The sequence below is a fragment of the Paenarthrobacter sp. NPDC091669 genome, assembly GCF_044756725.1.
Classification (GTDB): domain Bacteria; phylum Actinomycetota; class Actinomycetes; order Actinomycetales; family Micrococcaceae; genus Arthrobacter; species Arthrobacter bambusae_C.
This window is the reverse complement of record NZ_JBIVTK010000008.1, coordinates 47,663-72,736: the sequence shown is the minus strand read 5'-3', so window position 1 is coordinate 72,736 and position 25,074 is coordinate 47,663. Positions and strand designations below refer to the sequence as shown.

Below are 25,074 nucleotides of genomic sequence, written 5' to 3'. Positions count from 1 at the left end.
ATGTGAGAGACGGTTACTTTTCGTCGGGGCCGAGATCAGGCCCGACGGCGAAACCCACCTCGCGCGTCGCGCTTCCGTGGAGTTCCAGGATGGCGAGCTCGTTGGCACCTTCCCGGATCAGCGGACCCGGCACGTACAGCGTGCGCTGCGGTCCGCGGCTCCAGTAACGGCCAAGGTTGAAGCCGTTCACGAAAACAACACCCTTGGTCCAGCCTTCGAGGCGGAGGAATCGGTCTCCCGGGCCAGCGGCGTCGAAGGTCGCGAACGAAACCGACGGACCGGCCACACCGGCGGACGCGGCGCCGCGAGGAAGAGCAACCGCTGAGGCCCGGAAGGCCTCCAGCGAACCCAGATCAACAGCGCCGACTTCCCAATCAACAACTTCCACGCCGTTCAGCAGCGCGGGCCCCATCAAGCCCTTGGCTTCGCCGATCCTCTGCCCGTAGTTCACCCGGCCTTGGTCCTCCAGGAGAATCTGCAGACGGCCACCACCGGGGATCACAATCGAGCGCTCGCCCAATTCCCGGCTCAGCACGCCCACGGGCACGCCGTCCAGGAAGAACTGTGCCCTGTCACGAACCTCGGTGAATGACAGGACTCCGCCACCAGGAAGCGAGGCTTCGTAAAGATAGAAGCCCCGGTAGTGCCCCGTCACCTCGACGGGCGGAACGGTTCCCCTCACCAAAGACGTAGACACAGCAGTGAGCACAGGCGCCGTCGAAGAAACCGCCACCACAGAAGCAGGAACGGGCACCCGGGGAGCCGGCACCTCGGCCGGAACCGGGAAATGCTTGGCAATGACGTCCCGGAATGCGAAGTACTTGGCCGTCGGATGCCCGTCCTCGGACAGGGGAGCGTCGTAGTCGTAGGAGGTGATGGTGGGCTCGTAGATGCCCTTGTCGTTCGCCCCGTTGCTGAAGCCGAAGTTGGTGCCACCGTGGAACATGTAGATGTTCACTGAAGCCCCGGCAGTGAGCAGGGCATCGAGTTCGGCGGCGGAAGCAGCGGCGTCGGTGGTGTGGTGGTGTGTTCCCCAGTTATCGAACCAGCCGTTCCAGAACTCGGCGCACATCAGCGGTCCCGTGGGTTGCCGTTCCCGCAAAAAATCAAGCCGTTCAAGCGAACGCGAGCCAAACGTCCCGGTCTTGTGCAGTTCCGGCAGCGATCCGTCCTCGATCATGGTCCCGAACGGCTGGTCGCAGGTGAACAGCGGAACATCAACACCCGAGCGTTTGGACAGGTCCACCAGATGCTGCAGGTACTCCTTGTCTTTCCCGTAGGCGCCGTACTCGTTCTCAATCTGGAACATGATCACTGGCCCTCCCCGCGTGATCTGCCGGGGCACCACCAAAGCCAGCACGGACTCCATGTAGGAAGAGACGGCTGCCAAGTAGCCGGGTTCACTGCTGCGAACGCCCACCGTGGGGTCGGTGAACAGCCAGGCGGGCAGGCCGCCGTTGTCCCATTCGGCGCAAATGTACGGACCGGGCCGGACTATCGCGCGCATCCCGGCATCCGCCACGAGGTCCAGAAAGCGCCCCAGGTCCAGCCCGCCGTCGGCCACGAAAGCACCCGGAAAAGGCGAGTGCTCATTCCACGGCACGTACGTTTCGATGGTGTTCAACCCCATCAACCGGGCCTTATGGATCCGGTCCGCCCACAGATCGGGATGAATCCGGAAGTAGTGGATGGCACCGGAGAGGATGCGGAACGGCTGATCGTCCAGGAGGAAGTCCTGATCGCCGATTGCGAAGTTGCTCAAGAAAGGTCCTAACAGGGTCTACGCGGAACGCAGCACAGCGTGGAAAGCGTACGAGGCGTTGCTCCAGATCACGAACAGCAGCGGTGCCGGCGCCAACGCGATACCCAGGACCGGCTGCATCACGGCGGCGGACACGATGATTCCCAGCAGGATCAGCATGGCCAGGCTGAGGTACCAGCGCTGCGCCACCAGATAAAGCGAAGCCTTGAAGATGCTTTTCAGCTTCGCCTCAGGCAGGAGTACGACGCCGGCAATCGCCGTGACGGCAAGGCTCACCGTCACGGCGGCTGCTACGACAATCAGCGGCACCAAAAGAGCCGCACCGGGAAGGGTAGAAGCGTTGTTCTGGATGACGGCCAGGTCCACGCCGAGGAACAACAGCAGCGCCACGGCACCCACGCCGAGCAGTGCGGCCTTCGCGAAACTGCGTTTGTATCCCCGGAGGAAAGCGGCAACCGGCTTGACCGCGCCGCCGTCGTCGTTCAAGGCCTTGAAGGCAGCGAAGATGCCGGCGAGGGACGGCGCAACGGTGACCGAGAGCGCCAGGAAGAACGGCCACGCAGAAGCGGGGTCGGCCACCAGCGAAAGGCTGAGGACCAGCGGAGCGTTGGCCACGGCGAGCAGTGCGTTCCCGGCAAGGAAGGTGTAAATGAACCCGAAAATACTCCCGAAGGTCTCGAATCCCGGCCCGGCCCACCGCCGCGGTTTAGCGCTCACACTACTCATCCTTTCATCCCGCTGGTGGCAATGCCCTGGATGAAGTAGCGCTGGCCGATGAGGAAGATGATGAGGATGGGGATCACGGAGATCACGGAGCCGGTCATGATCATGGCGTACTCGGCATCGAACTGGCCCACGAAGGACCGCAGGCCCAGCTGGACAGTCCAGAGACGGTTGGACGTGAGGTAGATGAACGGACCCATGTAGTCGTTCCACGTGTTCACGAACGTGAGCAGCGCCAGGCTGGCGAGGGCCGGCTTGGACAGGGGCAGGATGACGCGGGCCCAGATGCCGTATTCGCTGAGGCCATCGATGCGCGCCGCTTCGCAGAGCTCGTCCGGGATGGTCATGTAGTACTGGCGCATCAGGAACACGCCGAAGGCGCCGAACGCCTGCAAGAGAATCAGGGCGTTGAAGCTGTTGGTCAGGCCAAGGTTCTGCATCATGATGTACTGCGGCACCATGTAGGCCTGCCACGGAACGGCGATGGTGCCGATGTACGCGAGGAACAGGACGTCGCGGCCCGGGAAGCGGACCTTGGAGAAACCGTAGGCAGCCAGGGAGCCCGTGAGGACCTGGAGGCAGGTGATGATGACGGCGAGGTACAGCGAGTTCTGCAGGTAGCCCATCATGGGAATACGGGTCCAGATGTCCGTGTAGTTGCTCCACACGAACTCCTGCGGAATCCACTGGATGGGCACCGTGAGGACCTGGTTGTTCTCCTTCAATGACGAGGAAAGCATCCAGATGAACGGCACCATCAGCGCCGCCACCAGGACCACCAGGACACCGTAGATTACGATGTTCGCGGTCCGCTTCTTCTGCTCGCGCGGGGAGCGTTTGCGGTCAGTACGACGGCGGTCTTCCGCAGTAGGTGCGCCGTTCGGGAGCGGTGCTGCGTCCGTCACATGAGTGGCTTTGAGGTCTTCGGCCATGTTGGTCATCAGCGTTCCCTCCGCTGTTGGATCTTGAACTGCAGGACGGTAACCGTCAGCACGATGATGAACAGGACCAGCGAAATGGCCGAGGAGTACCCGAACTTACCTTCGCCGATGCCCTCTTGGTAGATCAGCTGGGACAGCACTGTGGTGGAGCGGCCGGGGCCACCGTTGGTCATGACCACAATGAGGTCGAACACCTTGAAGCTGGAAACCGTCAGCATGACCACCACAAAGAACGTGGTGGGACGCAGGGACGGGATGGTGACGTTCCAGAAGCGCTGCCAAGCACTGGCACCGTCAACTTCGGCGGCTTCGTACAGTTCGGTGGGGATCGCCTGCAGGCCGGCTAAGTAGAGGACCATGTAGTAGCCCATGTCGCGCCACACGCTGGTGATGATCACAGCCGGCATGGCCCAATCGGAGCTGGAGGTCCAGCCCGGCGGGTTGGCGATGCCGATAGCGCCGAGGAACTGGTTGATGGGGCCGCTGTCCGGGCTGAACAGCATGTTCCAGACGACGGCGACGGCCACCAGCGAGGTGATGTAGGGGAAGAAGATGGCGACGCGGAAGAAGCCGATGCCCTTGAGCTTGCGGTTCAGCAGCATGGCCAGGATGAGGGCCAGGGCCATGGTGAGCGGGACGTGGCCCAAGGCGTAGACCAGGGTGTTCCGCAACGCGATCCAGAAGGAGTCGGATGCGAACATCCGCTCGAAGTTGGCCAGGCCAACCCACTTGGGAGCGCTGAATGAGGTCCATTCCATGAAGGAGAGCGCGAAAGCGGCCACGACTGGAATGAGGGTGAAGGCCAGGAAGCCAAGGAAGTTCGGAAGGATGAACGTCCAGCCGATCAGCGTGTTGCGCCTGGCTTGCTTCCTGTTGCCGCGGCTGTGCACGGGGGCAGGTGCCTGGGTGATTGTTTCTGTAGTCATGATGACCGCTCCCGGCGTCGGGGGCGTTCCTCCATTTCAGGATCCGGAGAATTCAGGTCCGGTTCCGGTGCCGCGTCCAGGGACGCAGCACCGGAACCAGTTGCTTGCCTGGCCTTACTTGCCCAGGACTTCGCTGGTGACGCGCTTGCCCATCTCGGCCAGGCCATCATTGACGGAGCGCTCGCCGACCATGATGAGGTCGTGCTCCTGGTTGAGGATCTTGTCCGTCGCGGCAGACTTGTCGCTGACGGGCATTTCCAGGGCGGTCTCATCCGGGGCGAAAGCCTTCTTGGAGAGCTCGTCGGTCGGCAGGCCGTCCAGTTTGAAGTACTCTGCGGTGACGGACTCGTTCTGCAGGGCCGGGACTACGCCGATCTTGGAGATGGCCTTGGCTCCCTCTTCACCGGCAGCCCATTCGATGAACTTTTTGGCCTCATCGGAGTGGGTGGCGTTCTTGTTCACGGCGAAGGCCGTGGGCGAACCGAACGTGGTGACCTTGCCGTCGTCGTTCTTCTGCGGCAGTGGAGCCAAGCCCCAGTTGACGTTGGTCTTGCCGTCCTTCTTGGCCTGCAGGATGCCCGCCGTGTACCAGGTGCCCATGGGCATCATGGCAGCCTGGCCGGTCTCGAACATGGTGCGGTAGCTGGTCTTCTGGCTCTTGGCGGTGCCGAAGTCCAGGGTGGTGCCGGACTTCTGGAGGTCCAAGGCGGTGTTGTACTGGTCCTCCATGAAGCCATAGTCGCCGCTGTTCTGGTCAGCACCGTTCTGCGCTGCCGCAATGGCCTGGACCACGGAACGCCAGATGTGGTGGTAGGTGCCGTACGTCTTCTTGCCGCCTGCTTCGGTGGTGAGCTTCTTGGCGATCTCCGTGTACTTCTCCCACGTCAGGTCTTTGGGCTCCTCGATGCCGGCAGCCTTGAACAGGTCCTTGTTGTAGTACAGGAGCCAGAAGTCCTGGCGGTAGGGGGCAGCGAAGTACTTGCCGTCGATGTCGAAGGCGTCCAGGCCGGCGAGGTTGTCCTTGCCCACCTTGTCCACCACGCTGTTGATCTCCTGCAGTTGGCCGTTGTTGGCGTAGCGGGAGTAGTCAATGACGTTCTTCATGGTGAGGACGTCAGTTGTGTCGCCGCCGGCAAGCATGGTGGTGACCTTCTGGGGGTAGTCATCAGCCAGGATGTCCACGGGTTCGATGTCCACGTTGGGGTTGGCGGCCTCGTAGCCGTCAAAGAGGGCCTTGAACTCCGGGGTGCCCTCGTAGTTCCAGACCGAGACAGTCAGCCGGGTCTTGCCTTCGGCCGCCTGCGGTTCGGCGGGACCGGCAGCGCCGGCACAGCCGGTGAGTCCGAGCCCTGCAGTCACCGCAAGGGCGATTGCGGCGAGGGTTGTGCGCTTCATTGCGTTCTCCTTAGTAGGGGTTTAAGTCTGCCGCAGCTGCGGCTTCATGGTGCTTGGGTTCAGGCGCTAAGGCCGAGGTCCTCATGGACTACCTGGGCCAGGAGGTCCTTGCCGGCGAGGTACCGTTCAAGGTCATCCAGTGCGGCATCGGACATCCGCCGGGTTTCAGTCCCGAGCGAACCTGCGATGTGCGGGGTGATGATGACGTTGGGAAGGTCGTACAGGGTGGACCCAGCCGGCAACGGCTCGGGTTCCGTGACGTCCAGCAGCGCAGTGATTCGACCGGTGGCACACTCTTTTTCGAGGGCTTCCGTGTCAACCAGCGAACCGCGGGCGGTGTTGATAAGCGTCGCGTGGTCCTTCATGGCGCTGAGCTGGGGCGTGCTGATCATGTTGCGGGTTTCGGGGAGGGCGGGTGCGTGGATGGTGACCACATCAGATACGGGCAGGAGTTCTTCGAGGGTGACCAGCTTGCCACCGGCCGCCGCCACATCCAACGGATCGGCGTACGGGTCGCTGACCAGGCAGGTGACGTCCTGGAGTTGCTGGACCAGTTGCACCACCCGGCGGCCTATGCGGGAGAACCCGACGACGCCTACCACCCGGCCGATGTTGCCCAGTTCGCCGCGATCACCGATGTAGCTCCAGTCTTCCCGGTGCGTGCGGGCGTCGTTGGCCAGCACATGTGCCTTCTTGCCCGCCAGGACGATCGAAGCGAAAGTGAACTCGGCCACCGGGATCGCATTCGCGTCGGCGCCGTTGGTGACGGTGATGCCGCGATCCCACAGTTCCTCACTGACGAAGCTACGCACTGTTCCTGCACAGTGGAACACTGCCCGGAGCTTGGGCATGCGCTCCAAACGCCCAGCGTTGAGCTGCGGCACTCCCCAGCTGGTGAGGAGGATTTCCACCTCTTCCAAGCGACCCGTCAGCTCCGGCGCGTCCAGGGAATCCGTCCACGGCTGATCGCCGAGATCCACCATTTCGGACAGCCGCTCCAGTCGCGTGGAATCGAACTGGTCAGCAAAGGTTCCGCTATTCATGACCAGCAGTGCCTGGGGCTTGAGCGACATTGAGGGGATCCTCCCTTCGAAATATTCGGCGGCCTGTTCGACCGTGATTTATGTGTTGCATCACATCTAATAATCAGTACATACTCATAAACAAGACAGTTCATTCAACTCAATCGAACTTGATCTAAAACATTCAAGATCGAACAAATGAGAGAAGAATTCCTATGGCAACCGGCACCGCCGCCGTTGAAGCGCCACCCCTGCTCACCGCCTGGGGCTCGTGCGCCGATGTGGCCTCCCTGATGACGTCGCTCCGCGGCGCCCGGGACCGTCTCACCGTTTGTCCAGCGTCCGACGCCGGATGGCAGCGCGCTGCTGACCGCCCCCTTGCGGAACTGCGCGCCCAAGCATCGGCAGAAAAGGGGAGTCCCTGGTCCCAACCACTCGTGTCCCACTACGCGCGCTACTTCCGCGACGGCAACCGCACGGCGTACGAGGGACTGGTGGCGAGACGGCAGCAGCGACTGACGCGCGCCGTCGTGATGGCTGCTGTTGCTGATCCTGTCCCCGACGACGGGTGGCTTGACGAGGTGATCGACGGTGCCTACCTTCTCTGCGAGCAGAGTTCGTGGAGTTGGGCCGCGCACGACGACGTGTTCACCCGCAGTGGCGACGTGGTCCCGGACCGCTCCCGGCCGTATCTGGATCTCGGCGCCGGGGAGGTGGTGGCGCAGCTCGCGTGGCTGGACCATGTGCTGGGTGCTGCCCTTGATGAGCGTGCTCCCGGCCTGCGCCGGCGTATCCGTCTGGAGACACAGGAACGGGTCATCCGGCCGTTCTTGGACCGGCTCGACTGGCACTGGCTGGGGTTGGACGGCGACGTTCATAACTGGAATCCGTGGATTCACTCGAACATCATCGCCGCGGCATTGCTGCTGGTTGATGACCCTGATGAGCAGGCGGCGGTTATTGCACGCTGCATTGAGGGCCTGGACCGTTTCCTCGCCTCCATTCCCGCCGACGGTGCCATCGACGAAGGCTTCGCCTATTGGTGGAACGGGGCCGGCCGTGCGTTGGAAGGCCTCGCCCTGCTGGAGGAGGCCAGCGGCGGTGTGCTCGATCCTGACCTGCCGGTAGTCCGCGCCCTCGTCGCTTTCCCGCACCGCATGCACCTTGGCGGACGCTGGTTCGTCAACGTCGCTGACGGGCCCGCCCGCGCCCACGACGGACTCCCGTGGGACATGCTCCACCGCTGGGCTGTCCGTCTGGGGGATTCCGAAGCCGCCGCGCACGCGGCCGCCTTTGCCGCCGTCGAACCCGAGCCCAACGCCGCCGCCGGCCTGGGCCGCGTCCTCACCTCCCTCACCCAACTAGCTCGCACTAGTGGTTGTTCTGAGCCCTCAAAACAACCGCTATTGCCAGTCAGTTGGGGGACGTACCTGCCGTCGGTCCAGATCATGGTGGCGCGGCAAAGTCCGGGATCCTCCGATGGGCTCACGCTCGCGGCCAAGGGCGGACACAACGGCGAGCACCACAACCACCGCGACGTGGGGTCAGTGGTGGTCGCCGTGGATGGCGTGCCCCTGTTGGTCGACGCCGGCCAGCCCACGTACACCGCGCAAACGTTCGGCCCTGATCGGTACCGGATTCGGGCCATGCAGAGTGCTTGGCACAGCGTTCCGGCGCCCTTCGGATTGGAGCAGGGGACGGGGTCTTCGTTCGCGGCGACCGTTCTCCAGGAGCCCACCGCCGAGGAACCGACTCTCGCCCTTGGACTGGGGGCGGCCTACGGACTGGACCACGCTGAGCAGTGGATCCGCACCTCGCTCATGAATCGGGGGCTGGGGTCCGTGGTCATTGACGACCGCTGGAACCTGCCCGCACAGGCGCCCGAGGCAGCGCCCGACGTCGACATCACCTATCTGGTTGCCGGCACCGTCAGCGTCGGTACAGACGCGACGGCGACCATCACCTCTGTCGGAATTCCGACAGTCAGCAGCCCCGTGGGACTGCACTTGCGCTGGAAGCCGGCCACCGCCGTCGTGCTCGTGGACGAATGGCACCTCGACGACCCTCTCCTCAGCGACATCTGGGGAGAAAAACTGACCCGGATCCGTTTCCGTATGCCCGCCGAAAACCGCGCTTCGGGCGCGTTTACCCTCACAGTGGAGGCAACACCTTGAGTTCTGAACAGACCCCGGAAGCGGGCGGCAAGTCGCTCTTCTCCCTGCAACGGCGTGAACGGCTCATGGAGGAGCTGCGGGCGCACGGTGCCATTACTGTGCGCGACATCGCCGTGAAACTGGGCGTCAGTGAGCTGACCATCCGGCGTGATGTGAACACCCTCGCCGACGAAGGACTCGTGTCCCGCGTGCATGGCGGCGCCACGCTGCCCAGCCCGCTGGATCGTTCGGTGGCTGTGGGGCGGCAGTCCGCGCACAGCTACTCCATCGGCATGGTGGTTCCGTCGCTGGACTATTACTGGCCGCAGGTGATTTCCGGGGCGCGCGGCGAGGCCGAAGCGCAGAATCTCCGCATCCTGGTCCGTGGCTCCGCCTACGACGCTGCCGACAACCGCCGCCAGGTCCAGGCGTTGCTGGATACGCAGAACATCGACGGGTTGATCGTGGCGCCCGATATGGGCGGTGAGCACGGCAAGGAGCTGCTCCGCTGGCTCAATGCCCTGCCCATTCCGGTGATCCTGGCCGAACGGCGGGCGCCGTCGGAAATCCCCGCGCATCGTCTGGAGTGGGTCGCCACAGATCACTCGTTTGGCGCCGGCATGGCCGTGCGGCACCTGTGGCAGGAGGGGCACCGGATGATCGGATGCCTCACGGATTCCACCAGTCCCACCAGCCCGCATGTGGTCCGCGGTTGGAAACAGGCCCTTGCCGCGCTCAAGATTCCGCTGGAGAAGTCCATCCACGAGGACTCGGCCAAGCTGGACAACGGCGATCGCGCCAAACACTTCGATCACGTCCTGGACCTGTGCCGTTCCACCGGAACAACGGCCATGCTGGTCCACTCTGATACCCAGGCTGTGGCGTTCGTGCAGCACTGCGTGGACCGGGGCGTGGATGTTCCCGGCAGCATGGCGATCGTTGGATACGACGACGAAGTTGCCTACCTTGCCGAGCCCGCCATCTCCGCGGTCCGGCCACCCAAAAGCTACGTCGGCAAGGTTGCGGTGCAGCTCATGGCTGCGCGCCTGGCCGAAGGAAGGATGCGCCCTGTGCATCGCATTGACCTGAACCCCGAGCTGATTGTGCGGGAATCCTCCGTCGGCGCACCGCGGGGGTTGGCTGGAGTCGTCCTGGAGGATTCGCTCTGATGCTCTTGCCACCCTTGGATCACAGGCTTTCCCCCTTCACCGGCCTGACCCGCGAGCACTGGTGTGCGTACGCGGATCACCTCCTGCGTTCGGCGCATCAGTTTGGCACCGACGATCACGCCAATATCCATCTGCCCGGAGCCAACAGCCGCTACGGCCCGCGAAGTGATTCGCTGGAGGCCTTCGCACGGACGTTCTTGCTGGCCTCGTTCCGGATGGCGGGCGACCCGTTGAACACCGGCTGGATCGCCGAGTGGTACGCCGCAGGTCTCGACGCCGGAACCAACCCTGCCAACCCGGACCGGTGGCCGACGCCTGGTGAGCTGGGGCAGGCGAAGGTTGAGGCGGCGTCGTTGGCTGTTGGTTTGGCGCTGACCCGCGACGTGCTCTGGGACAAGCTGCCCGAACGCGTGCAGGAGCAGCTCATCGCGTGGTTCGAGACCGTGATCGGCGAGGAATATCCGCCCATCAACTGGGTGTGGTTCCAGATTGTGGTGGAGACGTTCCTGGCATCCGTTGGCGGCCGGTACTCCGACGAGGACATCGACGCCGGACTCGCCATCCACGACTCGCTGTACCGGGGCGGCGGCTGGTTCGCGGACGGTCCCGAGCGTGCCTACGACCACTACGTGGGCTGGGCGTTCCAGGTGTATCCGCAGCTCTGGGCGTTGATGGCCCCTCATGATCCACGCGTTGCCGCCCGCAAAACGCTCGACGGCGACCGGCTGGCTGATTTCCTGGACGACGCCGCGTTCCTTGTCGGCGCGAACGGTGCTCCGCTTATTCAGGGCCGGAGTCTGATCTACCGGTTCGCGGCCGCGGCGCCGTTCTGGGTAGGGGAGTTGTCCGGGCACACGCGGCTCTCGCCGGGTGTGGCGCGCCGGGCAGCGTCCGGGATGCTCGATTACTTTGCCCGGCACGGCTCCATCACCGACGATGGGCTCCTGTCCATCGGCTGGCACGGCGAGTTCGCGGGCATGAAGCAGGCCTACTCCGGCGCGGGATCACCGTATTGGGCGGCGAAGGGCATGCTCGGGCTCGCGCTGCCCGCGGATCACCGGGTGTGGACTGCCGTAGAGGCTCCGCTCCCCGTGGAGGTTGCCGACACCCAGCGGCTCATCGCTGCTCCGGGATGGCAGGTGGATGGGACCCGTGCCGACGGCGTGGTCCGGATACGGAACCATGCCACGGATCACGCCGTTGCCGGTGCTGTGGTGGCTGACTCGCCGCTGTACGCGAGGATCGGGTACTCGACGCACACGTTCCCGGACCTCACGCCGGAGTCGGTGGACAATGGCGTGGCGTTCGTTGATTCAGCTGGCCGGCTCACGCATCGGACGGGTTTTGAGTACCTCGGCTCGCACTCCGAGGGCGGGGTCCAGGTGGGAGCTTCCCGGTTCACCGCGCACTGGATCGAACCCGACCCCGACGCCGGGCCCGATCACGGCAGCGGGGTGGCCGGGGTTGCGACTCCCGGGCCCTCGGTCACGGTGGTTTCGGTGACGCGGGGGGCCGTTGAGCTGAGGTTGGTGCGTGTTTCCGGGGCTTCCGGTTTATCCTCGGGTGGTGCGCTCCGGATCGGCGGCTGGCCGGTGGATGCTGCGTCGTCGGTGGTGGGCTCTGTGCTTCCGGTGCCAGGTTTCGGTGTGGCGTTGGATTCGTCCGGGACGTTTGCCCGCCCGGGGGCCCACCCCATGGGTTCGGAACTCACCATTCCCTGGGTGGGCACCTCGGGCACCGCGCACGACGGCGACTATGCCGCCGTCGTCGTCCTCGCCGGTGACGGAGGTGCTTCGGCAGATGCGGGTGTCACGTTTGTTGCCGGGGAAGGGGAGGGCCTGGGGGATGGTCGGTTCGTGTTCCCGGACGGCACCTCCGTGGACCTCTCCCGGCTGTGGGGTGCCCGGCTCGGGGGTTAGCTGCGGGTTAGACGACTCCTACCCTCTTGTGTGCAGCGGGCCATCGAATCGGACACCTGACCGGGTCGCTCTGAGGTGGGGTAGAGCGTGACAGCCCGCCCGTTTCGACGTCTAGCTGCGGGTTAGACGGCTCCTACCCTCTTGTGTGCAGCGGGCCATCGAATCGGGCGAGTCCCCCCAGTCCACCGAGCCCACCCCTGCAGTAGGCTCGCGGGATGAGCCAAACTGATGATCGAGCACGCTTCCTCGCGGCCTATGACCGGGACCTCCGCACCGACGCCGAGACCCCGAGCGCCCTCAAGGTGACCCAGCACGGGCCCGTGCGATTGGTGACCTTCATGAAGGGGCGGGGCTTCGTCACGTACCAGGACCTCGGTGACGCGGATTCGCAGACCGTCAAGCGGCTTGTCGCTGAGGCAGTGGCCTACTTCCGGGCAGAACCTGACATCACCAGGGTCGAATGGAAATCCCGCGGGCATGACCACGCACCGGGTCTGCACGAGGCCCTCATCGAAAACGGCTTCACCCAGGATGATCCCGAGTCGATCATGATCGGTGAAGCCCAGGCCTTAAGCACAGCTGTTCCACTCCCCGACGGCGTGACCCTGCGGCAGGTCACGGAGGAACCAGACGTGCGGGCCATGAGCGCCATGCAGGATGAGGTCTTTGGCGAGCCGGTGTCCGATGAGATGGCCGATGCCCTGCTGCGCCGTCTCTCCCTCGATGACGGAATGCAGTTGTGGGTGGCCGAAGCCGAAGGTCAGATCGTCAGCGCCGGACGCTTGGAACCAGTTCCCGGCACGGCCTTCGCCGGGATCTGGGGTGGGGCCACCAGGGAAGAATGGCGAGGCCGGGGGATCTACAGGGCATTGACGGCCCGCCGCGCGCAGGCCGCACTCGGGATGGGGAAGACCCTCATCCACAGCGATTCCACCGAATTCTCGCGGCCAATCCTGGAACGCTCCGGGCTGCTCAAGGTCTCCACGACCACGCCGTACCGCTGGGTGCGTGACTGAACGTTCGGGCCCCCTCCCGCGCTCAGCAGGAGGAGACCCGAACTGTTCCGAGGAGCCTTACTTCCCAGCCGCGAAGTAGCTCACGCACTGCCCCTGGTTCGTGAACACTGGCGACGGACTGGTCTTCCAGCCATCGCTCTTGCACGCGTCCTTGCCGGTGGAAACAGTGACGCGATATTCCTTCGTGGTGCCGTCCGGCGCTGTCACGGTGACTACCGCCGTCGGGTTCTCAGCGGTGGGCTGCTGGACGGTCACCTTCGCGTTCGTGTCCAGCGGGTAGCCGACGACGGCGGGAATCGCCGTCGCGGTCAACGCCCGGTAGTCGGTGGTCCCCGGGGCGAATCCGACGACGGATGCTTGGTTGACGAGGAGCCGGCCGAGGTCGGCGAGTCCGGCGTCAGCCAAACGTGAACCCTCGATGGCTACCTCGGCGATCTTGGTGTACGACGCCGTGGTCACGAACGAAACCCTGATCCCGCGGGTGGGCACGGGGTCGAAGCGAACTGTCGTGGGCGCAGAAATCGAGAGCCCAGTGATGGTCCCGGCCGAAGTATCCTTCCACGTTCCGGAGGCATCCTGGTACTGGACCTTGAGGCTCGCCGCAGCTTTCTCCGCGGACGTCACAGTAACGGATGAAACGGTGTAGTCGCGGCTGAAGGCGTAGCTCAGGCTGTCACCCGCACGGCCGCCGCTCACCCAGTTGGACCAGCGGGTGGAGGCGTTGGCATCGCAGGTGTTCTTCGCGATGTAGGAGCCTTCGGTGTAGCTGGCGGTCGCGGCCGTGGTGGGGTCGTCCTTGCAGATGTTGCTGCTGGGAACCTGGTCCACTACCACGATGGTGAGTGTCGCGGACAGTGAGCCCGCCTTACCAGGAACCGTTACCGAGCCAACCGTCTGCAATAAAGAGTCAGACAGCGAAGCCCAGTCCCACGTAACAGGAATCGGGTTGCGGGCGGGCCCGTCGCCGATCTGTCCGGGGACGGCAGCAGGTGCAGCAGCTTGAGCGGCAGCCACCGTAGAACCAACACCAACTGTCACGGATGCGGGATCTGTGGCGACGTACTGCCCAACCGTCACAGTGAGGAGCGCGTCGTCGAAGGTTTGCCCATACGGGTCAACACCGGAACCCCGGAGGGTCACTTTCCCTTCCTTCTGCCAGACAGACGGATCAACTGAGGACCACGTCACAGCCAGCGGCTTGCCCGGTCCCGCCTCATACAGCGGGGTCACCGTAGAAGGGAGGACAGGTGCCACGCCCGTAAGCGTGCTCAGTTCAATGGGTGTGACACCCAGGAGTTTCAGATCTGCAATGTCCGTGAAAGCCCACGCCTGGTGTGGGCTGGCCGAAGCGGTCGCGGTGGTTCCGGTAGATGAAGCAAGTGCCACAGACGTTCCAGCGGCGGTCTGGTTGCCTGATACCTGCAGGGCAATCGCGGCGCCGGCGTTCACCAGAGTCCACTGTTTTCCGTTCTCAGTGGTCACTATCCACTGTGCAGAGGGAGTCGCTTTGGCCTGGTCCAGGCTTATTGCGGACAATGAAGCGGCACCGGACTGGCTTCCGTTCAACACCCCTCCGTTGCCGGTAAGGACCCGTCCGTCCGCGCTGGAAACAACCCACCGGCGATCGTTCGCGAACTCATCCTTGCCATCCACGGCGTTGAACGTCCACATCTGCGGAGCCACCCCAGCAGCGTCCGTGCCCAGTTCCTCGATGGAGGCCGTTCCGTTTGCACGACCGGTCAGGTACTTCCCGCTCGCCTCACCGCTGAGGTGGTAGCTGTGGCCGTCCTGCACAGGTGCGGCATCCCCTGAAACTCCACTGACGCCGTCGACGACGAACGTCACCACTGATGCGGCAGGAACCTCAAGCGTGGCGGACTTGGCCGCGGTGTCCACGGACACCGGCGTGCCCTTGACGAGTGCGTTCTTCTCGATGTCATCCAGAGGTGACTTCGTGGTGACCACGGGAGTGACTCTGGCGCCGGGTGCAATGGAGCCGAAACGGCTGAGGTCGATGGTGACCTTTTCCGGCGTCGGGGTGTCATTGAAGTGGACCAGCGTTGCGCCGTTGCCGTCGGCGCGGAGGGCGCTGGCGGTCTTGGCGTTGTCGTTCTGGATGAGGAAGTCGCCAGGCCGGATGTAGTGCGTGAAGTTCCTGGTGGTGTTGTATTTCTGGTTGGTCAGGACTTTGCACTTGGCTTGCTCTTGGGAGGCGCCATCGTTGATGCGGCGGTTGGAGAAGCCTTCGCGGCCTTCGTAGTTGCAGTCGAAGTCGATGTAGATGGAGCCCCAGCCCTTGTCTGCCTTCTCCTGCTTGTACGTGTCCTCCACAGGCTGCCAGAAGACCCACGCGTTGGGGTCGAGCTCACGGAGATCGTTGACCATGCGGCCGGCGATGCCCAGGCCGTTGGTGATGTTGGAGCGGTCCCAGCCACTGGTGGAGTCGCCGAGTGCCGGGTTGCCGGTCCAGAAGCCGCCCACTTCGCTCATCCACAGCGGCTTGTTCGTGGAACCGGCGAGGTCGCGGACCCGACGACGATCGTTGGTGCCGTAGGTGTGGACGTTGAGCTGCGCAACAGCGTCCTTGGCTTCCTGGCTGTAGCCGTTCCAGTTGGTCATGAACTTGCTGGGATCCGTCTCGTCCATCGCGGAGATGACGGCGTCCGTGCTGCCCTTTTCGAGTTCCGCGGCCAGCAATTTGGTCACGCGATCCTGGGCGGCTGGATAGATCAGCGCGCCCTCCTGCTTCTGCGTGTAGGAGGTTGGTGGTTTGCCCGTGGCGGCGTCGATGTCCGTACCCCAGTAGCCCGAGTTTGGCTCGTTGAACGGATCGATGGTGTCCACAGTGATGCCGCTGCCCTTTTCGAGGAGCTCGACGGCGTTCCTCATGTAAGCGGCGAACTTCGCTTCCGCTTCAGGCAGCAGATTCTCGCCCTTGGCGGTGTTCACTTGGCCGGATACGTAGCCGCTCTTGGTCATGAACCACGGAGGGGAATTACTGAAGGCTTCCCAGTGGGTAATCTGCTGGTCTGCTGCGAGGCGTTCCACCCACCAACGCTGGTTCTTGTCGGCGTCGGGGTTGTAGGAGGCGGGGTCGTCCGGATCCCACTCGTTCAAGAACGCGAGTTTGTTGGCCTGCGTCTTGTCCACGGTTCCGTCCGGGTTGTAAAGGTTCGACGCCGGCTGGCCGGGTTGCGCTTCAGCCACAGGCTTCCACCATCCCTCCACAGCGCTGCCATCGTTGAGGTAGTTGGCTACGTCTGATGCATTGCCGCCGCCCACGTTGTAGCGGGCGATGTTGAGGTTGAGTCCGTCCTCCCCGAAAACCTTCTGGTACAGCTCCTCCCGCAGCTCGGGGGAGTAGCCCGCCGTCGCATTCGCGAACCACACCAGGCTGGTTCCCCACCCTTCGAACGCTTCGCCACGGGTGGCGGGGTTCGGGGTGATGGTGACCGCTGTTGCGTCGTCGGCTTGTGCTTCTGGTGTGCTTGCGGGCATGAGTGCCAGGCCGGCGGCTGCTGTGACGGCTGCCGCCAGTACTGCCACTGGCCTTCGGATTCTTCGCGCGGAAAACGCCATGGGTGGACCTCATCGTCGGGGTTTCATCGGGTGCTGCCCGGTTTCCGGGAAGTCCGGGCAAGCCGAGACTATGAGGGTCTTTACATGGCATCAAGGCACTCGAACAGGCTCGTTCGTGGTCAGTCAGAAGTGGTCACAGATGTAACACCTTTGCCTTGCGCCGACTCATGGTTGTATAGATGTATACAAGTACACTTTCCTTGAGGCGGGCATGGCAGAACAACCACGAAACACGGGGGCTCATCTTGTCTACGGCGAGTTGAAGCGCAGAATTCTCAGCCTCGAGCTGAAACCGGGTGAGCGCATCTACGAACCCGCCATGGCCACGGCCTTGCAAGTCAGCCGCACGCCCCTTCGCGAAGCCATCCGCCGCCTGATTTCCGAGAGCCTGCTGGAACAGCAGTCCACTGGAGGAGTCTTGGTTCCCGCGCTGGATGAGAAGGTGATTTCCGAGCTGTACGATGTTCGCGCTGCGTTGGAATCCCTGATGGCACGCGAGGCCTGCGCCAACGCCACCGCCGATGACACTGAAGAACTCCGCGGACTACTGGCACGCAACGCTGCCATGGTGGAGTTCGCAGACGAGGCCATGAAGTACGGGGTTGCCCTGCATGCTTCGATCGCAAGGATCGCCGGGAACTCCTGGGCCCAGCGCTTCCATGAGCAGATCGCCAGCCAGGTTGAGCGCTACCGATACTTCACCAACAACGCCCCCGAACGCCGGGACGAAGCACTCGCCAATCACCGGCTCCTGGTCGAAGCGATCGCTTCAAAGGACGCGGAAAAGGCAGCCAGGGTCGCCTTCGATCACGTCATCGGCGCACGGGATGAAACCTTGCGGGTCATCTCCAGCTCCGGCCTCGTGGTCGAATGATCGGCGAACTCGGAAGGCGTTCGTCTACAGCCCTCCTGATCCACTCGACACTCATCCAGGCCGTCACGTTCCTGGTCCGGCCGGCCACCACGTACCGCGCACTCGAATTGGATGTTCCCGGGTTCGCTCTTGGCCTGCTCGCCGCCAGCTACGCTGTGTTTCCCCTGCTGCTCGCCCTGCCCATCGGCGGGCTGGTGGACCGACTTGGTGAGCGTCGGCTCATGGCGGTCGGGGCCGCCGTCGTGCTGGGTTGTTCAGCTTTTCTGTTGTTCTGGGGGACGTCAGTCCCTGCGCTTGTAGCGGGAACAGCGCTTCTGGGTGCCGGGCAGCTGGCTTGTGTGGTGGGGCAGCAGGCGGTGGTGGCGAACAACGCCGCATCGTCGCGGCTGGATTCTGCCTTCGGGTATCTGACCTTCGCCGCGTCCCTGGGCCAGGCCTTGGGACCGTTGGCGATTTCCGTGGTGGGCGGTGCTTCCGTTCGCCCGAACACGCAGGCGATCTTCCTGCTTGCTACGGCCATGAGCTTGGTGATGTTCCTGACCACGTTCGTGATCTCTTCAAAGGTCAGCCGGGGCCGGCGCACGCCCAAGGGCACTGGTACCAAGGGCAGCGCGGCCGCACTCCTCCGGACACCCGGAGTGGTCCGTGCCTTGGCTACCAGCGCCACCGTCCTGGCTGTGGTGGACCTGACCGTTGTCTACCTGCCGGCATTGGGCGCGGAGCGGGGCCTGACCGCAGCAACCGTGGGCCTGATGCTGACGGTTCGCGCCGTGTTTTCCATGGTTTCCCGGCTGGGGCTCGGCAGCGTCTCCCGCAAGCTGGGGCGCATGAAGTTGCTGATCCTGAGCCTGGCCATCTCCACAGCTGCCCTGGGGGTGGCCGCCATACCGATGCCCGAGTGGTTGCTCTTCGTCGTGATGGCGTTCCTCGGATTGGGGCTGGGAATCGGCCAACCCCTGACCATGTCCTGGCTCTCGGCCCAAGCGCCGGAAGGCCAGCGCGGACGGGCGCTTGCCTTGCGGCTTGCCGGGAACAGGGTGGGCCAAGTAGTCCTGCCCAGCGTCATCGGCGTGGTGGCGGTAGGGCTCGGTGCCGCCGGGGTATTCGCGGCATCCGCGGTTGCCGTGGGCGGGACCATGCTGTTGCTGCGCGGTGTGCGGCTGGACGACTGACTGAACTGACCTGGGAGGTTGATTGAGCGACTCACACGCCCCGACCGTGCACAGGCCTGGCGTTCGCCGGAGGTTCCCCGACCTCCTGGATGGTATGGCCGCTGCAAGGCGTCTTGGTGACGCTGGCCCGCTCAATGCGGGACACGACGAACCACCGCATGGCGTCGCGAAGCCGGCACCATCCAACCAAGTACCACTGGCCATTCATTGAGGCGAACAGCACGGGTTCGACGTCGCGGATGGTGGTGCTCCCATCTCCCGAGGTGTAGCGCATGCGGAGGACACGTTGCTCAGACATCGCCTCCTCCAGAGCCGACCTGATGGTGCGCGAAGAGGCGGGAGCCGCATTCACCCAGACGCGGCCCGCCAGTTCGTCGGCTCTTGCCCTGGTCTTGGGATCCAGGACGTCTACGATTTTCCGGATCCCGGCTGCTGCCAGATCTGCATAAGGGGCGTCGGGTGCAGCGGACACGGCTGCCATGAGCGCTACGGCCTGAGCCGGGGACAGGCTGACAGGCGGCAGGGAAGCGCCGCCAGCCAGCCCGTACCCACCTCCAGGTCCTGGGCGCGACCATACGGGCGCACCGCTGCTCTCCAACGCATCCAGGTCCCGCTTGACTGTGCGCACGGATACCTCGAACTCTCCCGCCAACCGCTCGGCCGAAACCCCCCTGGCTCCGCTGCGGCGCAGCAACTCGGAAAGAGCATGGAGGCGTTCTGCACGCTTCACTTTTCAGCCCGCATCAAATTCATGACATAAATAGTGACACACCCTTGTCCACAGCGCCTGTGAGGCTAGTGACATGACAACTACTACAAACAGTCCGGACATCATCCTCATCGCCGGCCACTGGCTGGGCGCTTGGGCGTGGGATGAAGTCCTTGAACACCTGGAAGCCGACCACTTCCGTGCAGTTGCGGTGACGCTCCCTGGACTCGATGGGGACGATCCTGAGCGGGCTGCGAAGACCCTCGAGGACCAAGCTGCAGCGGTCCTGGACATCTTTGCTCGACTTGGGGTTACCGAAGATCGGCCCGCGACCATCGTGGCTCATAGTGGGGCGAACGCCCCTGCCAGCCTTGTCCTGGACCGACACCCGGAACTTGTTCATCGGGTGGTGTGGGTCGACTCCGGCCCTTTGGCGACAGGGAGCGCCTTCGCCCCGGATCTCCCGGAAGAAGTCGACGAGTTTCCGCTGCCGTCCTTCGAAGTCCTCGCGCAGCAGGCAAGCCTCGAAGGCCTGAGCGCAGAAGCACTCGAGCGTTTTCGTGCCCGGGCGGTCCCCGAGCCCGGCCCCGTGCTTCGTCAGCCCGTCGAGCTCATGAACGAGGCCCGTCGCCAGGTCCGGACCACCATGGTGTGCTGCTCGATCCCTGGCGCGCAGGTGCTGGAGTTGGCCCACGCAGGCCATGCCATGTTTGCCGAAGTCGCGAACATCGGGAATCTCGACGTCGTTGACCTCCCCACGGGGCACTGGCCCATGTGGAGCCGCCCCCGCGACCTTGCCAAGGTCATTCAGACAGCTTCCTCACGAGCCGACTAAGCCAGTGCGCGTTGTTCGCGGAGGTCACTCCGCGAACAACGCCGCCAGGTCGTCCGCCGTCAACGAGCCACCGGCCAACGCGTCACCTTCCATCACATCTGCGAACAGCTGTGATTTCTTGGCCTTCAACGCCATGACCTTTTCCTCGATGGTGTCCTTCGCAACCAGCCGGTAGACCATGACGTTCCGGGCCTGGCCAATGCGGTGCGTGCGGTCCACGGCCTGGGCTTCGGAGGCGGGGTTCCACCAGGGGTCCAGCAGGAACACGTAGTCGGCCTCCGTCAGGTTGAGCCCGAAGCCACCGGCCTTCAGCGAGATCAGGAACACCGGAGCGGCACCGTTTTTGAACTCACTGACCACGTCGCCGCGGTTCCGGGTGCTGCCATCGAGGTAGCAATACTCCACCCCCTCTTCCTCCAGGCGTTCGCGGACCTTACCCAGGAATCCCGTGAACTGGCTGAAGATCAGTGTCCGGTGGCCCTCGGAAATGACGTCCTCCAGTTGCTCAAACAACACGTCGAGCTTGGAAGACCGCACACCGGACAGCGACGAATCCACCAACGATGCATCCAAGCTCAGCTGCCGCAGCAACGTCAACGACTGGAAGATGGTGAAGCGGTTCTTGTTGACGTCGTCGATCAGGCCGAGGATCTTCTGGCGCTCGCGCTGCAGGTGTGTCTGGTAAACCTTCTGGTGCCTCGGGTTCAGCACCACTTCCAGGATCTGCTCCTGCTTGGGCGGCAGGTCCTTGATGACCTGCTCTTTGGTGCGGCGCATCATCAGCGGACGGACACGACGGCGGAGCTTGCCCAGCTGCGCCGAGTCGCCGTTCTTTTCCACCGGCTTTTGGTAGTTCTCGGCGAACCGTTTGGGGCTGGGGAACAGCCCCGGCGCAACGATCGACGTCAGCGCCCAGAACTCCATGAGGTTGTTCTCCAGCGGCGTGCCGGTGATGGCCAGCTTGAACCTGGCCGGCAGCTTGCGCGCACACTGATACGCCTTGGACTGGTGGTTCTTCACGAACTGCGCCTCGTCCAGCATGAGCCCGGCCCAATGGAACGACGCGTAAGCATCGTAGTCAATGCGGAACAGGGCATAGGAGGTAATAACGACGTCGGCACCGGCCAACGCTTCGACAGGGGACAGGCCGCTCTTGGCGAAAGTTTCACCGACGGTCCGCACCACGAGCCCGGGAGCGAACCGTTGCGCCTCCAAGGCCCAGTTGCTCACGACACTGGTAGGTGCCACCACCAGGAAAGGAGCACGCGGAGTCACCTCAGCAGAGTCACCCTGTGCTGCAGCAGCCGTCTCCGCAGCCAGGTCCTTCGCCGCGCAGATCAGCGCAATGGCCTGCACGGTCTTACCCAGGCCCATGTCATCGGCCAGGACCCCGCCGAGGCTGTGCTTGTACAGGAAGCTGAGCCAGTTGAATCCTTCGAGCTGATACGGACGCAGCTCAGCGTTAAGTCCGGCTGGCAGCGGCAGCCCGGTCACGCCGTCGTCGAGCAATCCGCCCACGGCTTCGCGCCACGCAGCCGCTTGTTCGTCCACAATCCCGAGCTGCGCCAGCTCGTCCCAAAGACCAGCTTGGAAGCGGCTGATCTGCAGGGTGCCGTCCTTGTTGTCCGGGTTGTCCTGCAGGGAGCGGGCTTCGTCGATCAGCGCGCGCAACTGGTGCAGCTCTGGCAGATCCAGAGAGAAGTAGGCTCCGCTGGGCAGCAGCATACGGCTCATCCCGGCCGCGAGGGCGGAGAACACCGCCGCGAAGGAGACCGGCTCGCCTTCGAGCGTGATGACGATACCGAGGTCGAACCAGTCGCCGCTGGCCGTCTCCTTGGTGGAAATGGACACCACGGGAGCTTCGGCAGCTTCACGGTAGTCCGCGATGTCACCGGACGTTTCCACCACAACGTCGGGCAGTTCCCGCAACGCCGGGAGGACTTCTTCGGTGAACGCCAGCGTGTCCAAGCCGCCCAATTCCGCTGACGCCGCGAGCCGCGGAGCGCCCCACCCACCGGTGGCGGACTCGGCCAACGCCGAAACCACATCCCACGGCCGGCCAAGCGACTCAAGAATGCGGGCTTCCTCAGGATCGTCCCGGTAGCCGCGGTCGTCAGGGTGCCGCCAAAGCGGTTGCGCGGTGACCAGCGTGCCGGACTTGTAGTGCCACTCCCAGTGAAGCCGGACTTTGTGATCGTTGCCGTAATTGGCCAGCAGGGACAGCGTGGGAACCGCCAATGTGGGCAGCTCCACCGATTCGTCGGCGGCCTGCACCGGCGTGGACTGTCGCAATTTGGGGTAGAACGAGGTCAGGAAGCGGCTCTCATCCTCGGCAGGAATCTGAAGCGTTTGGCCGTCCATGACGAATTCCAGGAGCTCGTCAGTGATGCCACCCTCGATAGGGGCCAGGGTGATCAGGTTCTTTTGCTGCGGAACTCCGGGCAGGATATCCCCGGAATGGGTGAAGAAGATGCCATTGGCCGGCTTGCCCAGGAAGCCCACGGAGGCGGCGTCAACGGGCTCCCCGCCCACGGTGACTGACGGCGCCAGCTGCAGGCCGCCGTCGTGCGCATCCGCTTGAGCGTCCGAGGCGGCGTCCAGACGCGCCAAACTCAGTCCGACGACGGCGGGTTGCGCCTCCACGCGGACTGGCTCGCTCCCAGCGGAGTGGATGAGGGGGATGCCGGCTTTGGTGGCGTCGGCGAGGAGGGTCCAGAGGTTCTTGGCAGCGAAGTCGTTCAGGCTCAACCACATGGCCCCCGACGGCTGCTGGCGGCCGTTGCTGGAACCGTGCGCGGCGAGGAAAGTCTGAAGCCATTCGACGTGGACCTCGTTGAATTCCCGCCGGAAGCTGACATAGCTGAGGTTGTTCCAGGAGACGTCGCCACGGATCCATTTGCCCTTGGCGCCCATCATGACGGGACGGGCCTTGAGTTGGCGGACGCTGCGCATGGGGTCGCGGCGGCCTGTGTAGGAGAAGTGCGCGGCGGGCTCTTCCACCTCGAACTGGAGGGCGAGCTGGATGCCTGCCGCGCTGGGAGCAGTACCTGGCTTCGTGATGAGCCTGTTGAGGGCTTGTTCCCAGGCAGGACGGGCGCTGCCGCCCTGCTGGCCCGAGCCGACCCGTGAGGTTTGAATTCCGGGCGCCTGGGAAAGGAGCTGCGCCCGGATGGTGGGGTGGTCTTCGGCTGTGAAAAGCAGCGCGGCCACGTGCTTGCAATCCTTGCGGACCGGGCAACTGCAGATACCCACGGTGCAGCTCCAGCCGCTGGGCTTGCGCACCAGTTTCGCCGACGTCGAATACGGCTGCGGCCCGGTCCCGCGGATCTTGCCCATCAGAAGGCCCGTGGCTGCGTCGAAAGTAATCCCGCTGACGCGGCTGCCCATGGCATAGGCCAGTCCGGCCGCCAGGGAGCGGTCGTTAATGGCAGGAGTCTGTATGGCCAGTTCCCAGGTTTCGTCTGTGTGGGACGGCATGCGTCGGGCTACTTTCGGCAGGAGGTTATCTGCTCAATCTTAGTCAGCAGAAAACGGCTCCCAAACTTCGCCCTCCGTTAACCTCTTCCTCGATTGCCGCGCCGCTCCCACGCGTACGTTGAAAGTGTCCGGAGCACCATCAGCTTTCAGCAGTGAGGATTTCCCATGACTACCAACGAGTACCCCGTCGTCCTGAACAAGACCAGCTTCGAAGCCGGCAACGCGGATGTAGTGGATTCCAACGTCAACGTCGTGAACCATATGTACCAGGAGCTCCTCAACAGCGACGAAATCGCACCCGCTGCGCTCAACAGCTTCTTTGTGGACTTCTACCTGACCCAGGCACTGTCCGGCGGCTTCGCCCAGTACGTCTTCACCGCACCGGAACGCGAGGAAGTGGATGCTTACGTCCGCGCAGGCCTCGAAGCCATGGGTGCCACCCGCCACCTGGACCTCTTCAACCGCACCGTGGCCACGTTCGATGCGCTCACCGAGGACGAAGCAGAGGCCTACCTCGACGGCGAACTGGACGAGTCCGAAACGCCGCCTTCCTCAGTGGTTACCTTGGACGAGCTCGACGGCGAGTTTGAAGCGTTGCTTGAGGAAGAGGACCTCATCGACCTCAACGCGGCCTACCTCCGCGACCAGTCCGAACTGCTGGTTCTGACCGACGAAGAAATCGAAGCGCACATCGCCGAACGCGTCGCACTGATTCCGGACCTCGCCGAACGCCAGGCCGAAGCTGACGAAGAGGCCCTCGCCAATGCCCCCGAGTTCGAGGTCATCATCCGCGAACTGTGCGACGTGGCCGGCTACGCCCTGGAAAAGATCACCATGGGCGACCCCAACTACGAGCACGACGGCGTGAAGACCCTCGCCTGGCACTTCTCCACCGACCACGGCGACTACCTCATGATCGAGGACGACGACGAGGCCTTCATGATCCACCCGGAGACCAAGGAAATCATCGCGGCCGTAGAGTTCGAAGAGTCCGAGGAATTCGCGGACGCGTAAGTCTTCCTCGCCTCGCCGAGATCGCTGGAACGCTGCGGGTTCGCCGTAGCGTTCCAGCGGTCTCGCGGTGTTTCCAGCGAATTCGGTGCTCTAAGTCTTGGGCGTTGCGCTGCTGGCGCGGCGGAACTTGACGAAGCCCCACACTATGGTTGCCTGCCAGCAGACAAGCAGGCCGATCCAGATCCAGTCCAGACCCCGCTCTGTCGTGTTGACGATCATGGCAATCAGCCCCAGAGTCCACGCGATTTCCTGCACCCCCAGGAACGTCAAGGTCGGCGTCTTTTTGCTGCTGATGTCCTGTGTCATGTTCTCTCCCCAGTGAGTAGCCTGCAGTCTAGCGGACCCATGGATCGGCCTGGCTTGGGGGTTGGGCCCCCGAATACGCCCC

At 63.9% G+C, this 25,074-nt stretch carries 18 protein-coding genes; 8 read left to right on the top strand and 10 right to left on the bottom strand.

Annotated features, from left to right (window positions below):
- Positions 1-13: 13 nt before the first annotated feature.
- The 6 genes from ACIQLI_RS14620 to ACIQLI_RS14595 form a co-directional block, all read right to left on the bottom strand.
- Entirely contained in the window at positions 14-1,762 is a 1,749-nt protein-coding gene (locus ACIQLI_RS14620) for a beta-galactosidase family protein (protein ID WP_400389732.1), read from the bottom strand.
- Positions 1,763-1,780: 18 nt separating this feature from the next.
- On the bottom strand, positions 1,781-2,479 hold the full coding sequence (locus ACIQLI_RS14615) for a DUF624 domain-containing protein (protein WP_400389729.1): 699 nt from the start codon (positions 2,477-2,479) through the stop codon (positions 1,781-1,783).
- Between the two features lie 5 nt (positions 2,480-2,484).
- Positions 2,485-3,426 (bottom strand): carbohydrate ABC transporter permease, encoded by a 942-nt coding sequence (locus ACIQLI_RS14610; RefSeq protein ID WP_091552267.1) that lies wholly within the window; start codon positions 3,424-3,426, stop codon positions 2,485-2,487.
- Positions 3,426-4,352 (bottom strand): carbohydrate ABC transporter permease, encoded by a 927-nt coding sequence (locus tag ACIQLI_RS14605; protein ID WP_089596338.1) that lies wholly within the window; start codon positions 4,350-4,352, stop codon positions 3,426-3,428. The genes ACIQLI_RS14610 and ACIQLI_RS14605 overlap by 1 nt, the downstream gene beginning before the upstream one ends.
- 114 nt (positions 4,353-4,466) lie before the next feature.
- Entirely contained in the window at positions 4,467-5,747 is a 1,281-nt protein-coding gene (locus ACIQLI_RS14600; RefSeq protein ID WP_400389725.1) for an ABC transporter substrate-binding protein, read from the bottom strand.
- Between the two features lie 59 nt (positions 5,748-5,806).
- Positions 5,807-6,820 (bottom strand): hydroxyacid dehydrogenase, encoded by a 1,014-nt coding sequence (locus ACIQLI_RS14595; protein WP_400389722.1) that lies wholly within the window; start codon positions 6,818-6,820, stop codon positions 5,807-5,809.
- A 164-nt stretch (positions 6,821-6,984) separates the two neighbouring features.
- Here ACIQLI_RS14595 and ACIQLI_RS14590 point away from each other — a divergent pair, with 164 nt between their 5' ends.
- From ACIQLI_RS14590 to ACIQLI_RS14575, 4 genes are all read left to right on the top strand, one after another.
- Entirely contained in the window at positions 6,985-8,943 is a 1,959-nt protein-coding gene (locus ACIQLI_RS14590; RefSeq protein WP_400389719.1) for a heparinase, read from the top strand.
- Entirely contained in the window at positions 8,940-10,091 is a 1,152-nt protein-coding gene (locus tag ACIQLI_RS14585) for a LacI family DNA-binding transcriptional regulator (RefSeq protein ID WP_400389716.1), read from the top strand. The genes ACIQLI_RS14590 and ACIQLI_RS14585 overlap by 4 nt, the downstream gene beginning before the upstream one ends.
- The gene (locus tag ACIQLI_RS14580) at positions 10,091-12,010 is read left to right on the top strand and encodes a DUF2264 domain-containing protein (protein WP_400389713.1); all 1,920 of its coding nucleotides are present in this window, start codon (positions 10,091-10,093) and stop codon (positions 12,008-12,010) included. The genes ACIQLI_RS14585 and ACIQLI_RS14580 overlap by 1 nt, the downstream gene beginning before the upstream one ends.
- A gap of 215 nt (positions 12,011-12,225) precedes the next feature.
- A complete protein-coding gene (locus tag ACIQLI_RS14575) occupies positions 12,226-13,026 on the top strand; it encodes a GNAT family N-acetyltransferase (protein ID WP_400389710.1) in 801 nt (266 codons plus the stop codon).
- Positions 13,027-13,083: 57 nt separating this feature from the next.
- On the opposite strand, the gene ACIQLI_RS14570 is transcribed toward ACIQLI_RS14575, so the two are convergent.
- The gene (locus tag ACIQLI_RS14570; protein ID WP_400389707.1) at positions 13,084-16,572 is read right to left on the bottom strand and encodes a discoidin domain-containing protein; all 3,489 of its coding nucleotides are present in this window, start codon (positions 16,570-16,572) and stop codon (positions 13,084-13,086) included.
- A 244-nt stretch (positions 16,573-16,816) separates the two neighbouring features.
- Here ACIQLI_RS14570 and ACIQLI_RS14565 point away from each other — a divergent pair, with 244 nt between their 5' ends.
- A complete protein-coding gene (locus ACIQLI_RS14565; RefSeq protein ID WP_400389704.1) occupies positions 16,817-17,479 on the top strand; it encodes a GntR family transcriptional regulator in 663 nt (220 codons plus the stop codon).
- Positions 17,476-18,651 carry an MFS transporter gene (locus ACIQLI_RS14560; protein WP_400389701.1) on the top strand — a complete coding sequence of 392 codons (1,176 nt, stop codon included), beginning with the start codon at positions 17,476-17,478 and terminating at the stop codon, positions 18,649-18,651. Before ACIQLI_RS14565 ends, ACIQLI_RS14560 begins: the two co-directional genes overlap by 4 nt.
- A 31-nt stretch (positions 18,652-18,682) precedes the next feature.
- Here ACIQLI_RS14560 and ACIQLI_RS14555 read toward each other — a convergent pair whose 3' ends face one another.
- The gene (locus tag ACIQLI_RS14555) at positions 18,683-19,381 is read right to left on the bottom strand and encodes a helix-turn-helix transcriptional regulator (RefSeq protein WP_400389698.1); all 699 of its coding nucleotides are present in this window, start codon (positions 19,379-19,381) and stop codon (positions 18,683-18,685) included.
- A gap of 73 nt (positions 19,382-19,454) precedes the next feature.
- On the opposite strand from ACIQLI_RS14555, the gene ACIQLI_RS14550 reads away from it, so the two are divergent.
- Positions 19,455-20,195, top strand: coding sequence for an alpha/beta fold hydrolase (locus ACIQLI_RS14550; RefSeq protein WP_400389695.1), 741 nt, complete (start codon positions 19,455-19,457; stop codon positions 20,193-20,195).
- 24 nt (positions 20,196-20,219) lie between these two features.
- On the opposite strand, the gene ACIQLI_RS14545 is transcribed toward ACIQLI_RS14550, so the two are convergent.
- Positions 20,220-23,672: a DEAD/DEAH box helicase gene (locus tag ACIQLI_RS14545; RefSeq protein ID WP_354227617.1), complete on the bottom strand. Its 3,453-nt coding sequence runs from the start codon at positions 23,670-23,672 to the stop codon at positions 20,220-20,222.
- 165 nt (positions 23,673-23,837) lie between these two features.
- Here ACIQLI_RS14545 and ACIQLI_RS14540 point away from each other — a divergent pair, with 165 nt between their 5' ends.
- Positions 23,838-24,686, top strand: coding sequence for a hypothetical protein (locus tag ACIQLI_RS14540; RefSeq protein WP_400389691.1), 849 nt, complete (start codon positions 23,838-23,840; stop codon positions 24,684-24,686).
- A gap of 90 nt (positions 24,687-24,776) precedes the next feature.
- Here ACIQLI_RS14540 and ACIQLI_RS14535 read toward each other — a convergent pair whose 3' ends face one another.
- Positions 24,777-24,992: a hypothetical protein gene (locus tag ACIQLI_RS14535; RefSeq protein ID WP_400389688.1), complete on the bottom strand. Its 216-nt coding sequence runs from the start codon at positions 24,990-24,992 to the stop codon at positions 24,777-24,779.
- Between the last annotated feature and the right edge of the window lie 82 nt (positions 24,993-25,074).